The sequence below is a fragment of the Domibacillus antri genome, from assembly GCF_001936625.1.
GTDB lineage: Bacteria > Bacillota > Bacilli > Bacillales > Domibacillaceae > Domibacillus > Domibacillus antri.
Genome location: NZ_MSDU01000027.1, coordinates 1 through 14,232, shown reverse-complemented (window position 1 = coordinate 14,232; position 14,232 = coordinate 1). Strand labels below are relative to the sequence as shown.

At 41.2% G+C, this 14,232-nt stretch carries 13 protein-coding genes; 10 read left to right on the top strand and 3 right to left on the bottom strand.

Features of this window, described 5'->3' with window-relative positions:
* Positions 1-18: 18 nt before the first annotated feature.
* The 10 genes from BTO30_RS12045 (at position 19) to BTO30_RS12000 (ending at position 10,776) form a co-directional block, all read left to right on the top strand.
* The gene (locus BTO30_RS12045; protein ID WP_075398976.1) at positions 19-1,404 is read left to right on the top strand and encodes an ABC transporter substrate-binding protein; all 1,386 of its coding nucleotides are present in this window, start codon (positions 19-21) and stop codon (positions 1,402-1,404) included.
* Positions 1,405-1,474: 70 nt separating this feature from the next.
* Complete coding sequence (locus tag BTO30_RS12040) at positions 1,475-2,407, top strand: carbohydrate ABC transporter permease (RefSeq protein ID WP_075398975.1); 933 nt, start codon at positions 1,475-1,477, stop codon at positions 2,405-2,407.
* Between the two features lie 11 nt (positions 2,408-2,418).
* On the top strand, positions 2,419-3,306 hold the full coding sequence (locus BTO30_RS12035; protein ID WP_083632402.1) for an ABC transporter permease subunit: 888 nt from the start codon (positions 2,419-2,421) through the stop codon (positions 3,304-3,306).
* Positions 3,307-3,319: 13 nt separating this feature from the next.
* Positions 3,320-4,423, top strand: a complete 1,104-nt coding sequence (locus BTO30_RS12030; RefSeq protein WP_075398974.1) for an ABC transporter ATP-binding protein — start codon at positions 3,320-3,322, stop codon at positions 4,421-4,423.
* Between the two features lie 27 nt (positions 4,424-4,450).
* A complete protein-coding gene (locus BTO30_RS12025; protein ID WP_075398973.1) occupies positions 4,451-5,149 on the top strand; it encodes a hypothetical protein in 699 nt (232 codons plus the stop codon).
* A gap of 16 nt (positions 5,150-5,165) precedes the next feature.
* Positions 5,166-6,074, top strand: a complete 909-nt coding sequence (gene murQ, locus BTO30_RS12020; protein WP_281248616.1) for an N-acetylmuramic acid 6-phosphate etherase — start codon at positions 5,166-5,168, stop codon at positions 6,072-6,074.
* A 71-nt stretch (positions 6,075-6,145) separates the two neighbouring features.
* A complete protein-coding gene (locus BTO30_RS12015) occupies positions 6,146-7,144 on the top strand; it encodes an N-acetylglucosamine kinase (protein ID WP_075398972.1) in 999 nt (332 codons plus the stop codon).
* Positions 7,137-8,708, top strand: coding sequence for a beta-N-acetylhexosaminidase (nagZ, locus tag BTO30_RS12010; protein ID WP_075398971.1), 1,572 nt, complete (start codon positions 7,137-7,139; stop codon positions 8,706-8,708). The genes BTO30_RS12015 and nagZ overlap by 8 nt, the downstream gene beginning before the upstream one ends.
* Positions 8,705-9,868 carry an exo-beta-N-acetylmuramidase NamZ family protein gene (locus BTO30_RS12005; protein WP_075398970.1) on the top strand — a complete coding sequence of 388 codons (1,164 nt, stop codon included), beginning with the start codon at positions 8,705-8,707 and terminating at the stop codon, positions 9,866-9,868. The genes nagZ and BTO30_RS12005 overlap by 4 nt, the downstream gene beginning before the upstream one ends.
* A gap of 26 nt (positions 9,869-9,894) precedes the next feature.
* Complete coding sequence (locus BTO30_RS12000; RefSeq protein WP_083632400.1) at positions 9,895-10,776, top strand: MurR/RpiR family transcriptional regulator; 882 nt, start codon at positions 9,895-9,897, stop codon at positions 10,774-10,776.
* Positions 10,777-10,974: 198 nt separating this feature from the next.
* On the opposite strand, the gene BTO30_RS11995 is transcribed toward BTO30_RS12000, so the two are convergent.
* Genes BTO30_RS11995 through nagA form a run of 3 tightly spaced genes read right to left on the bottom strand, consistent with a single transcriptional unit; the run spans position 10,975 to position 13,608 of the window.
* Entirely contained in the window at positions 10,975-11,697 is a 723-nt protein-coding gene (locus BTO30_RS11995) for a GntR family transcriptional regulator (protein WP_075398969.1), read from the bottom strand.
* On the bottom strand, positions 11,690-12,436 hold the full coding sequence (gene nagB, locus BTO30_RS11990; protein ID WP_075398968.1) for a glucosamine-6-phosphate deaminase: 747 nt from the start codon (positions 12,434-12,436) through the stop codon (positions 11,690-11,692). The genes BTO30_RS11995 and nagB overlap by 8 nt, the downstream gene beginning before the upstream one ends.
* On the bottom strand, positions 12,433-13,608 hold the full coding sequence (gene nagA, locus BTO30_RS11985) for an N-acetylglucosamine-6-phosphate deacetylase (protein WP_075398967.1): 1,176 nt from the start codon (positions 13,606-13,608) through the stop codon (positions 12,433-12,435). The genes nagB and nagA overlap by 4 nt, the downstream gene beginning before the upstream one ends.
* Between the last annotated feature and the right edge of the window lie 624 nt (positions 13,609-14,232).

Sequence of the window (14,232 nt, the reverse complement as noted above, 5' to 3'; positions counted from 1 at the left end):
GGAAGGGGAGGAAGTTAAATGAAAAAATTTAATTTATTTGTCTTTTTGCTTACGTTCATTCTTATTTTAACGGCATGCAATGGAAATGAAGGGGATCAAACAGGCGCGGGGACAGATAGTGAAGGAAATGCTGACGAAGATGTAGTAACCGTTTGGACATATCCTCATTATGAGGGGAATGAGGAAACCGGACAGCAGTCGTATGAAGAAGATTTGAAAGATTTGATTGCTGAATTTGAAGCGGAAAATCCAGGAGTCAAAGTAAAGCACGAAATTTTATCTTGGGCGGAAGGCGGCAAGAAATTCACAGCCGCGCTAAACTCTGGTAATCCGCCGGATGTTTTCTTTAGCTTATTTGATGAAAAATATGTCAATACAGGCCTTGCTGTACCGCTTACAGACTATGTAACAGAAGAAGATTTAGCAGATTTAAATGATTTCGGCGAACAAATGTACACATATGAAGATCAGCTATGGGGATTCCCGCATTATATCTCTGTTCACACGTGGGGTGGAAACCGTGCCATGCTTGAAGAAGCAGGGGTTGATGTAGAAAAAATTCAGCAAGAAGGCTGGACATGGGATGAGTTCTACGAGATTGCGAAAAAAGGAACAAAAACAGTTGAGGGCAAAGAAGTGTACGGATTTGTTACTCAAGGTCAAAATGAAGAAACATATACGCAGCTAATGATGCAAAACGGAGTGCGCAACATGGTTTCTGAAGATGGCGAGTTTATGTTTAAAGGTGATAAAGCGCTGGAAACACTTTCTTTCTTAGAAAGGCTTCGAAATGACGGCATCATGCCGAAAGAAACGGGAGGAATTGATCCGGCGAAGGCTGACGTAATGTTTAACAATGGCCAAGCGATGATTTATGGACGTACAGGACCTTACAAAATTCGTGAAAATGAAAACCGTAATGCAGATATCGACGCGGGTAAAGTAGATGGCGAGAAGATCGACTTTGTGCTGCTTCCGCTTCCGCATAACGATGGTGAAAAAGAAAATGCTTTCGGTGGTGCAGGCGGCTTAATGTTATTCAAGCAAAAGGATGACAAAGGCGAGGCGCATACTGAAAATGCGGCGAAACTATTATTAAAATTGACAAGCACAGAGTCAGGAAAATTAGGCGCGACATTGTTCATTCCGCCTTCTCGCCAGTCCGGTCAAGAGATGTACAAAGAAGAATTGAAGTTAGATACACCAAACGGTCAATTTGTTCAGCGATATATTACAACGTTAACTCCGGGAGCGAAACTTCCTGAAGCTATCGTGCAAAATGCAGGGAAATTAAAAACAGAATCGGTGATTCCTAACTATCAATCATTCATTATTGGCAATGCAACAGCTGAGGAGACAGTAAAAGCATGGGAAGACTATGCCAAAACCCTTGGCTTTAAGTAAATCACTATGTCCAGGCCTTTATAAAGAGGTCTGGATCCTCTAAATAAAATTCAGGAAAGGAGATGAAGGTATGATTGAATCAAGTCAATCATCGGGAATAAAGACAAAGCGGTTCACTTGGGAAAACACGAAGCAATTTTTTAGAGATTACGGCTGGTGCTATGCGTTTATTTTGATTCCTTTAATCTTGTTTGTACTATTCACGGTATATCCACTTGTAATGGCGTTTATTTACAGCTTTCAACGGTATAGCGTATTAGGATCAGAATGGATTGGTCTTGATAACTATAAAAGCTTAATGAACAGTTCTGTTTTTTGGACGGCAATGAAAAACACACTTATTTATACAGCGGCCACTGTTCCTGTTAACATATTGATTACGCTGTTCCTCGCTTTGATGATTTTTCCGTTGAATAATAAATCACAGACCTTCTTTAAAGCGGCATTTTATTTACCGGGTGTAACGTCAGGTATTACGATGTCACTTATTTGGCTCTGGATTTTTGACCCGACAGGTGCAGGGCTTTTGAATGCTATATTCAACTTATTTGGCCTTGATTCGGTTATGTGGCTTGCCAACCCGGATACTGCATTGTTTTCATTGATTTTAATGACGTATTTAGGCGCGCACGGAGCAGGGATTCTGCTTTATTTGGCAGCAATGGGCGGCATTCCGAAATCCCTTTATGAAGCCGCAGATATTGATCATGCCGGCTGGTGGTCCAAATTAAAGAACATTACGTGGCCGTTATTAAAGCCAACAACGCTTTATTTGCTTGTGATGGGAATTATTAGCTCCTTTCAAGTTTTTGAGCAGGCATATGTCATGACAATGGGCGGTCCGAACCTGGCGACTACAACGATTGCTTATTTAATTTATGACCATGCTTTTCAATCATTTGATTTTGGACTGGCTGCTGCTGAATCGTTTGTATTGGGATTCATTATTATTGTTATATCTGTCATTCAATTTAAATTTATGTCAACAGATATTGAGTACTAGGAGGTACAGACATGACGACAAATCAACAGCAGATCCAACTCCAGCTGGATGAGAAAAAAGATAAACAGCGGAATCTATGGAAAAAGACAGGTCTGGCCCTCATTTATGTCGTGCTCATCATTTGGGCTGTCTTGACGTTTATCCCGCTTATTTGGATGTTTGTATCCTCACTAAAAGATTCAACTGCCATCACACAAGTGCCTCCTCAACTCATACCAAAACAACCGACGTTGGATGCGTATCAACGAGTATTCGAAGTAGGTGGATTTGCACGCTGGTTTTTGAATAGCTTAATTGTCTCAACGATTTTAACCATCTCAAACGTTGTATTGGCTTCGTTGGCTGGCTATGCTTTTGCTAAGTTAAAATTTCCAGGTCGTCATACAATCTTTTGGATTTTGTTAGGGTCCATGATGATTCCAGGACAAATTACGCTCATTCCGCTTTATATTTTGATTGTAAACACTTTCCAAATTGCGGATACATATTTCGCGCTGGTTATTCCAACTATTGTTACAACAGCTAATATTTTCTTGGCACGTCAGTTTATGGCTTCCCTTCCATCTTCATTAATTGATGCTGCAAGGATTGATGCCTGTTCAGAACCGAAAATCTTTTGGAAAGTCATTCTTCCGATGGCGAAACCGGGTCTTGCTGTGCTCGGTATCTTCACATTCGTAGCTAATTGGAATAGTTTCTTCTGGCCATTTCTTGTTACAAGCTCGAATGAAATGCGTACATTACAAGTCGGGTTAACAAGCTTCCGTTATCAATATACAGCTGATTATGGAGCGATGATGGCAGGTGCTGTCTTGACGGCAATTCCAATGTTTATTGTCTTTTTAGTATTGCAAAAATATTTCCTGAAAGGCATCACAATAGGTGCTGTAAAGGGGTAAGGAGGACGAATCCATGTCTGAAGTTCGATTTGTGCAAGTTTCAAAAGAATTTGAAGACAACAATAAAGGTAAATTTATGGCAGTCAAAAATGCGGATTTTACGATACGGGATAAAGAATTTATGGTGTTTGTCGGACCTTCAGGATGCGGAAAAACGACATCACTGCGTATGATTGCAGGTCTTGAAAGGCAGACATCAGGGGACATTTATATTGGTGACCGGATCGTGAATAAAGCACATCCGAAAGATCGCGATATTGCGATGGTATTTCAAGACTATGCGCTCTATCCGCACATGACAATACGTGAAAATATGTCATTTGGACTGAAAAATTTAAAGCGTCCGAAATCAGAAATTGATGAAAAAGTAACAGAGGCTGCGCGCATTTTAAGCTTGGAAACACTGCTTGACCGCAAACCGCGTGAACTAAGTGGAGGACAGCGTCAGCGTGTTGCTGTAGGACGTGCCATCGTCCGAAATCCAAAAGTGTTTTTATTTGATGAGCCGCTAAGTAATTTGGATGCGAAATTACGTGTGCAAATGAGAATTGAACTTTCAGAGCTTCATAAACGGTTAGGTGCTACCATTGTCTATGTCACACATGATCAGGTGGAGGCTATGACACTTGGGACAAGGATTGTGGTCATGAATCAAGGAGAGATCCAGCAGATTGATACACCGGAAGAATTATATAAAAATCCTAAGAATATGTTTGTCGCCGGTTTTATCGGTTCTCCGCCAATGAATTTTGTGAAAGGACGGCTTGAAGGTAATACCATTCAAACTGCAGAGCATGTTTTTTTTGTGCCTGAGCACATGCTTAGCACCTATAAAGCTTATCAAGGAAAAGAGGTTACTCTGGGGATTCGCCCTGAAGATATTCTAAATCTTGAACAGCTGACGGTCCAGCCGGCGCATAACATCATTGAACCTGTTATAAAAGTAGTAGAGCATTTAGGTTCTGAATTTCTTGTCTACTTTTCGATTGGAGAAGAAACGATTGTAGCGAAATTTAACGCAGATTATCCTGTAAAAGCATTTACGAAGCAGCAGTTATACGTAAACATGGATAAAATGACATTGTTTGATCCGGAAACACAATTCAGAATCAGCTGATTTTGTACTGAAAAGAGGGTGGTTTAGATGAAATCTGTAAGCCAAATCCTGCTTAAATCAGGAAGCTTAATTTATCTCCATATAGTCGAAGTACTGCTTGTCAGCTTGATGTGGTCTGTGCTTATAATTCCCGCTGTTGTCATTTTGCCGATTCAAACAGCCATTCTCTATTTAGCTGTTATGGTCATTCCGGCAACAACAGCTGCCATTTATGCCATAAATGAACGCTTCCATCATAAGAAGAAGCTGGTTAAGCTCTTTTGGAAAGGATTTTTCACTCTTTATCGTAGAAGTGTTGGAGTAAGTTTGATATTAAGTTTAGCCATTTTGATTCCTGTATCCACATGGTGGTATTACATACAGTTTAACAGCGGATACGGCTTTTTCTTGTTCGCTGTCTTCCAAACATACCTTTGTGTTATGTTTTTACTGACGCAAATGTACGCACCAGCACTCGTAGCTGTGCACGGAATGAAAACGATTGAAGCGATGAATCAGTCCATTCGCTATTTCTTAAAATATCCATGGTATACAGTGGTCTTTTTTATTCAGGTCCTCTCCATTACAGGATTGCTTGCTTTAACTTTTATTGGATTTTTTCTGCTTTATGCTGGAATGATTTCTATCCTTATTCGAACCAGTACATTCAATATCCAAGAAGGTTCTCAAGAAAATAAAAGAAAACAAGAAGAAAAAACCTTCGTAAATCATACGCTTCATACATAGAAAGGAGCGTGAAAAGGTGGTGTTCAATCAAGTGATCTCAGAATTGCAGACAGAACGAAGAAATACGCAGTCGATGAATCTTGATCAGTTAACGACAGATGAAATTGTCCGTTTAATGAATCAGGAAGACCAGACAGTCGCTCAAGCTGTTCAGAAAGTGCTTGATTCGATTGCGAAGGCCGTGGAATTAGCTGTAAAAGGAATGAAAAACGGAGGACGACTTATTTATATTGGTGCCGGAACGTCAGGTCGAATCGGCATAATGGATGCGGTAGAATGTCCGCCTACCTTCAGTACATCTCCATCATTTGTTCAAGCTGTAATTGCAGGCGGTGAAGGGGCTATTAAAAGAGCTGTAGAAGGTGCCGAAGATCGTGATTTTGAAGGTGCCGAAGATTTGAAAAAGATGGGGATCGGGCCGAATGATACAGTCGTTGGAATCGCAGCAAGCGGTCGGACACCATACGTAAAAGGTGGTCTTCTTTACGCTAAAGAAGTAGGAGCAGGGACGATCGCGATTTCAAACAATGCGCAAGCGGGGATCAGTCAATGCGCTGAAATTGCCATTGAGGCTGTGACAGGACCAGAAGTTTTGACAGGTTCAACGCGCTTAAAAGCAGCAACGGCTCAAAAGATGATTGTTAATATGATTTCAACAGCTGCTATGATTCAGCTTGGCAAAGTCTATGAAAATTTGATGATTGATGTAAATGTGAGCAATTATAAGCTGAAAGAGCGAGCGAAGAAAATGCTGTCCACCATTACACATATAAGCTTGGAAGAAGCAGAAACTCTGCTGGAACAAGCGAATTTTAAAGTGAAAACAGCCATTATCATGCACCATTTAAATATTTCGTGTGAAGAAGCAGAACGAAAGCTGGCGTCTTCTGATGGCTTCGTGCGGCAAGCGTTAAATCATGAGTAATAAAAAGCCAGATATATTCTTGCATTCGCAAGAACTGTCTGGCTTTTATGTATTTAGAGCGGAGGGAAACCATGTCTTATGTCATCGGAATTGATGGAGGAGGAACGAAAACAAAAGCTATTTTGGCTGATGAAACGGGATGTGTTTATGCGCTCTCCGTTACGGGACCAAGTAATCTGAGTGCCGGTTCCTGTGAACATATAAAAAATACCTTACGTGTTTTATTAATGGATCTTTATCGCCAGGCACCGGATAAATATGATGAAGTATCCTATGGTTTTGCAGGAATGTCGGGTGCCGGTGAAGATAAAAGCTGGTCATTTTTAAATGACATTTTTAACGAACTGACGCAAGGAAAATATACGATGCGCGTACATAATGATGCGGTCAACGCTCTCTATGCGGGTACGCTGGGGAATCCGGGTATGCTGCAAATTGCGGGTACGGGCACGATAACATATGGAGTAAACACGAAAGGACAGTTTGAACGTGTCGGCGGCTGGGGATACTTGTTCGATGATAAAGGAAGTGGCTATCATATTTCAGCTCAAGCGTTGTCCGCTGTCATGCAGGCCCATGATGGTAGAGGCGAACCAACGATGTTAACGAAATTATTTCTGTCGCATTTTGCGATCCAACAAGTTACACAGCTCATTCCAGCCATTTATCGATCTGAAAATCCGAAAGTGGTGATTGCCGGATTAGCTCCTCTTATCGTGCAGGCCGCCAATGAAAATGATAATGCCGCAATGCGAATCTTAGAAGAAGCTGCATGTCACATAACGGATGCAATGGTGGCTTTACAAAAGAAATTATTTTGCAATTTGAAAGAACAGACAGTAATTTTAAGTGGCGGTTTGCTAACACATTCTCTTTATTTGCAAGAAAAAATAAAAGAACAAAGCACCAAGTTAGGCTACTCATTTGACTATCAGTTCCCAATCATTGATCCGGCTGGCGGCTCTGTCATTATGGCTTTGCACGACTTACATGAAACCGTGCATCCTGATTTTGTGACAAATTTCCAATCAACTTCAGCTATATTTGAACAAGGAGGGCGTCATGGTTAATCAAAAAATAGTGGGCCGCATGTTCATTGTTGGTTTTGCTGGAAAAGAAGTAACACCTGAAATAAAAGAGTTGATTCATGACTTTCATGTCGGCGGTATTATTTTATTTGGACGTAATATTGGAACGCCGGCTGAATTAAAGAGACTAACGTCTCAATTACAAAACGAAGCTCAAAGGGCAGGCTACGATCATCCTCTTTTGATTTGTACCGATCAAGAAAATGGGGCCGTAAGACGATTGGGTGAAGGCACAACGATTGTACCGGGTTCTATGCTGCTTGGCGCTTCGCAAAACCCGTCTTTTGCGTATGAAGCTGGTATTGTAACAGGCAGGGAATTACGGGCGCTGGGGGTGAATTGGAATTTAGCTCCTGTAGCTGACATTAATAATAATCCAGATAACCCGGTTATCGGCATCCGATCATTCGGAGAACATCCAAACCATACGGCCGATTTTGTGGAACAATCGATGAAAGGGATGCAGGCTGGCGGTGTTCGAACAACCTTAAAGCACTTTCCGGGTCATGGAGACACACATGTCGACTCTCACATAAGTCTTCCTGTTATTACACATGACATGGAGAGGCTTCAAAGGGTGGAGCTTGTTCCTTTTATCCGCTGTATTGAAGCGGGAGCAGACGCCGTGATGACTGCACATGTTTTTTTTCCGGCACTTGAATCGGATAAAGACCGTCCTGCTACTTTATCAAAAGCCATCATAACAGGTTTACTCAGAGAAACTCTTCAATTTAACGGTGTCATTACAACAGACTGTATGGAAATGGAGGCAATTAAGAATGGGGTTGGCACAGTCACTGGTGCTATAGAAGCACTAAAAGCCGGGGTTGATTTTGTCATGATTTCCCACTCTTATTCCCTTCAAAAGCAAGCTATCCTTCAAGCTGTACAAGCGCTTAAACAAGGAGATTTATCAATTGAACAAATAGAGAAGTCGGCAATAAGAATTAAAGATATGGCTAAAAAAACGTTTTTTGAAACCGGTCCCTTTTTAAAACAAGAAGAAGTGGAAGAACACCAGCGTAAAATGAAAAATATTTACCGAAAAGGGATTACGGTGTTTGGAGGACACAACATTGTTCAAATTGAAAAAGAAGAGCGGGTGTTAGTGGTTTGTCCTCAAAACGAATATGCATCTCTTGTAGAAGACCGCCGCTTTGAAACACGTATTTTTGCAGAAGTTTTAAAAAGCCATCATTCTTTAACCGGCATGATTGAGTTGGCAAATCCTATTATGAAGACTGACGTTCAAGCGGTCATAGAAAAAAGCAAAAAATTTGATCGTATCATTGTAATGACGATTAACGCATCGTCGGATGAAAGCCAGCAGCACCTTATCAAATCTTTATTAGCTTATCATGGAAAAGTCGATGCGATTGTATTGAGAAACCCATATGATGCTTCATTTTTATTGGGTGCTCATCAAGTTATTTTCACATATGAAATTACTGAAACCGCCTACGAAACGGTGGCGGAAGCTTTTACTGGCAGCACTGTTTTATCAGGAAAGCTTCCAGTCACGGTTGAAGGAAGGGGCTTTTTATGAAAAACCATGTTAAACCGGGTATTGAAGTGTTTTTAGAATTCCATGCGGAGCATTACGAAGGAAAACGCATTGGCTTAATTACGAATCAGACAGGAACAAACCGGGATTTGGTGACCACCATTCAATTGCTTCACGAAGACCGCCGTATGAATCTCACTGCTCTATTTTCACCGGAACATGGCATCATGGCATCCGCAAAAGAAGGAGAAAAAGTGGCCGATATGGTTCACAAAGAAACAGGGCTGCCTGTGTACAGTTTGTATGGAGCTACGAGGAAGCCTACTGCCGAAATGATGGACACCTTTGATGTCGTCTTATTTGATTTACAGGATATCGGAAGCCGTTATTATACGTATATCTACACGATGGCTTATATGATGGAAGCATGTGCAGCCTGTCAAAAAGAAATGGTGGTGTTAGACCGGCCAAATCCAATTGGCGGTGAAAAAGTAGAAGGTAATTTTGTTGAAGAAGGATTTCAATCATTTGTCGGCTTGTACCCTCTTCCTAATCGGCATGGGATGACTGTAGGAGAGCTGGCAGGCTATTTTAATAAAGAGTTTCATATAAATTGCCGGTTAAATGTCATCAAAATGTCAGGGTGGAGCCGTAATCAAACCGTTTTAACGACAGGTCTGCCATGGGTTCCGCCTTCACCGAATACAACGAATTACCATATGATGCTGCTTTATACGGGTACATGTTTGTTAGAAGGAATCAATGTATCGGAAGGACGCGGAACAACACAGCCGTTCGAAGTCGCAGGAGCTCCATTTATTGAAGGTATCGCCTTACAAAATGCATTTAATAAACATAATATTCCAGGAGTAAAAGCACGTGCTTTATCGTTTACACCTTCCTATCAAAAATATAAAGATGAAGTGTGTCAAGGGATTCAACTGCATGTAACAGATGAGGCAAAACTAGAACCATTAAAAACAGGAATATATTTAATCAAAACGATTTACGATTTATATCCACACCACGTTACATTTGTTCAAAATGATGACTTCGGACAGCTTATGTTCGATTTAATCAGCGGAACCGATAAACTAAGAAAAGCTATTCAAAGAGGGGAAATCGATGCGTTTTTAGAAAAAATAGACAATGACGCCTCTATCTTTGAAGAAAAGCGGAAACCATACTTATTGTATGAATAACGATGTTCGGAAGGGAATGGATAATAATGAGTATTTCCAGCGGAGCATTAGTTTTGCTTGAAGAAATGAAAGAGCTGCTGCCTCCTTCTGAGCAAAAGATTGCAGAATTTATTCTACAAAAACCTGAAAAAGTTGTTCGTATGACCATTTCTGAACTCGGAGAAGAAAGTCAGACGAGCAGTGCGGCTGTAACAAGACTCTGTAAATCATTAAAGTTAAAAGGGTTTCAAGATTTAAAGGTACGAATCAGCGGTGATCTTGGGCGAAAAAAAGAGGTTGGGACTCGCGATATTAAGCCAAATGAGCCTGTAGAGGCTACGATTCATAAAGTGACGGATTTAGCAGTTCAGACATTACTTGAAACAGCAGAGCTTCTTGATAGTGAAGAAATGCTGCGTGCTGTTGAAACGGTATTAAATTGCCGCTCTATTCACTTTTTCGGTGTTGGTGCCTCCTCTATTCCTGCAATTGATGCTCAGCAAAAATTTTTACGTATTCATAAATCATCAACCGCATTTACCGACTCTCATATGGGAGCAACCATTGTCGCAAATGCGAACCAGGAAGAGGATGTGGTAGTAGGCATTTCTTTTTCCGGTGAAACAATTGAAGTTATTAAAATTATCGAATTAGCTAAGAAAAAAGGGGTTAAAACGATTAGCTTAACGAGATATGGACAGTCCACGTTGGCAGATTTGGCAGATATTTCATTGTATACTTCTCCAACAAAAGAAGCGAATTTTCGAAGCGGAGCGACATCGTCAAGACTCGCGCAGCTTCATGTATTGGATATCTTATTTATGTCCGTTGCATCGAAGCAATATGAATCAACGATCGGCTACTTGGATGCGACGCGTGAAGCGATTGAAGCGATACAATCTTCCTCTTTTCGAAGAAAGAAAAAATAATGGAACATTATCGATATTTATATTTCCTTTATTTGAAGGCCTCTTTCAAACAAAGAAGGAATGGTAAAACGTGCTTTCAATCTGGAAAGCACGTTTTTATGTGACTGCAGAGATTCGTTTTAGGATGCATGACAAAGGGCGGACTATGTTCATTTATGCTGTATTTGCCATCATAAAGAAAAACAAAAATTTTCTTCATTACCGGTTAATATCAACCGTCAATTTGTACCGGTCAGCTCGATAGAACGATTTTACATGTTCAAGTGGTGTTCCGTTAGTTAAGTACGTATTTCGTTCAATGAACAGAACCGGCGCACCCTTTGGTACAAGCAGGTGTTCTTCTTCATTTTCAGTTGCCAGCACAGCTTCCATGGATTGAGCTGCGCGGCCGATGCTGAGTGATAATTCATTTTCAATATAGGTATAAAGCGATGCCGAAACCAGTTTTTCCGTGAGGTCTTTGACAAGGTTCACCGACATATATACTGTTTCAAGGGCCATCGGGACTTCATCAGCCAGCCTCACACGTATAATTTCATAAACGGACGCATAATCTTGAATTTGCAGCCGCTCCGCTGTTTTCACATCCGCTGGGATAATTTTAAAGGACAAAAGTTTGCTTGCAGGCGTTAGACCACGCATCCGCATATCTTCCGTGAAACTCGTCAATCCGGATAATCTCTGTTCCAGTTTTTTTTCGGACACAAATGTCCCACGCCCTTTTTGACGGTACAAAAACCCTTCGTTCACAAGGTTGGTAATGGCCTGACGGACAGTCATCCGGCTGATTCCAAGCTTTTCGGCAAATTCACGTTCGGAAGGCAGCAGTTCACCGGGCAGCAGTTCACCGTCTTCAATTTGCCGGCGAAGTGAATGCTCTAATTGAAAATATATCGGCGTCGGTGAATGTTTATCAATCATCATTGTCTTCCTTTCCAATAGCTGCTGATAGAGCTTCGTTATCTGCTAATAGTATGACATGCGGATGGTGATTCAGAATGGATGCGGGAAATGATTCCTTTATGTCTCCATCCAGCAGCCGGCGGATCGCATTTGCTTTTTTCGGCCCGGATGCCAGCAGCAAAATTTTACGGCTTTTCATAATAGAGGCAATGCCCATTGTTATGGCCTGCTTTGGCACTGAATGAATAGAGTCAAAAAAACGGGCATTTGCCTGGCGGGTCGACTCTGAAAGTGTCGTGACATGCGTTTGTGACGCAAAGGATGTGCCTGGCTCGTTAAAGCCGATGTGCCCATTTTCACCGATGCCAAGAATTTGGAGATCGATTCCTTTTGCGTCAATGAGCGCTTCATAGTGCATGCATTCCTGCTCTATTCTGTCCGTTTCACCGTTTGGAAGATGCCTATTGTGAGGCTGAATATTAATGTGCTGGAAAAGCTGTTCATCCATAAACGAATGATAGCTGTTTGGATCATGTGCCGGCAGTCCAATGTATTCGTCCAGGTTGATAGAAGAAACATGTTCATATGTAGTGCCGTTTTGGCTGTGATCGGCGATAAGCTGTTTATAAAGCCCTTTTGGCGTGGAGCCGGTTGCCAGTCCAAGTATAATATCAGGCTGCCTTCGCACATTTTTAATGACATATTTCGCTGCTTTTTGACTCATTTCCTGATAATCGCTGGCTTGGATCACCTTCATTTTTTTAGCTCCTTTCCATATGCTTTTACACCGCGGCATATTGTCATATGTACCTTCATATGATCGTCATAAATGACAATGTCCGCATCTTTCCCTGTTTTAATACTGCCGACCCTGTCGAATAACCCTGCCTGTTTTGCTGGGTTTTCGGCAGTCATTTTCACAATTTCGCGAACGCCGCAACCGGTGTATGTCATCATGTTTCGGATAGCCTCCTGCATCGACAGCGTACTGCCTGCCAACGTTCCATCTTCGAGCATTGCTTTTCCACCGACGACAGAAACGGCCTGACCGCCTAAATCGTATATACCATCCGGAAGGCCTTTTGCCCGCATGGAATCCGTAATTAAAATCGTTCGTTCGGCGGTTTTTTGACAGTAAGCAAGACGAACCATAGCTGGATGAACATGAATGCCGTCCGCGATCATCTCTATATACAGCGAATCAAGAAGAAAGGCGCCTCCCGCCGTGCCTGGTTCGCGATGGTGCATACCGCGCATGCCATTATATAAATGGGTGATGTGCGTCAATCCGGTCTGCTCCGCCTGCTTCAGCTGTTCATAAACGGCATCGGTATGTCCGGCTGAAGCCGTAATGCGCTGCTTATGTAAATAGGCTATAAGTTCGAAACTGTTATCTTCTTCAGGTGCCAGCGTGACAAGACGAATTCTTTCGCCTGACAGTTCGTTCCAGTGTTTAAACAAGGATATATCCGGTTTGATAATCGCATTAGCCGGCTGTGCACCAGGGTGTTTTCTTGAAATAAACGGACCTTCAAGATGCACACCTGCCATGAATGCCTGATCAGGGCGGCTTGTAAAAGAGGAGGCGGCTTGAAGGGCATGCTCAATCTTTTCTTTTGACTGTGTCATTGTTGTTGCCAAAAACGTGGTCGTTCCTTCTCCTGGAAGAAAAGAAGCTATTTTTGAAAGTGATTCTTCTGAAGCATCCATTGTGTCCGCGCCAGCAGCTCCATGAATATGAATGTCAACCGCACCCGGTAAAATTGAATACGATTCCGGTACTGTAATAGAAGGAATGTTTTCAGATATAGGACATTCACTGATTGGACCCAACGCGGCGATTTTCCCGCCTTTTATGTGCACAAAGCCAGGTGAATACACGTTTTGTTCAGCAAAAACAGATCCGCCTTGGATGATATTCTCATTCATTTCAGTCCCTCATTTCTTTTTATTCGTTATACTAAGTGTAACGGTGATAGGACTAGTTGTCTATACCAGTTAGGTGGAATTATTGAGAAACCATCATCATTTTTACAAAAATAATCGACATATAGTAATCAAAAAATAAAAAGGGTTGTATTTTTTTATGTAATCGATTACACTTGTTTCGTAAACAATATACTGATGTAAACAGAAAAATGTAAGGTTTAAGCTCCTATCTTTATGTAATAAAGGGAATTCCTTTGGTGATTCATTAAATAGATTACATCTTTAAAAAGTTTTTTAAAAGATATGTATGTAATCGATTACATTAATATTGAATGGATAAGGTACATAGTAAAATCCTAAATCTTAATATTGTTTGAAAAAAAATTTTAATCTATATGTAATCGATTACAACGGGTTTAATTTCTTTTACTGTTTATTTTTGCGTATATAGTTCTATTTAATGATGTAATTGTGTGGAATCATTTACTAATTGCGTGCTTACAAAAAACAAAAAAAATGGAGGAAAAAATAATGAAAAAGTTAAACGTAGGAATGATCGGCGGAGGATTTATGGGGAAAGCACATGCACTGGCTTACGCTGGGATGCCAATGTTTTTCTGGCCA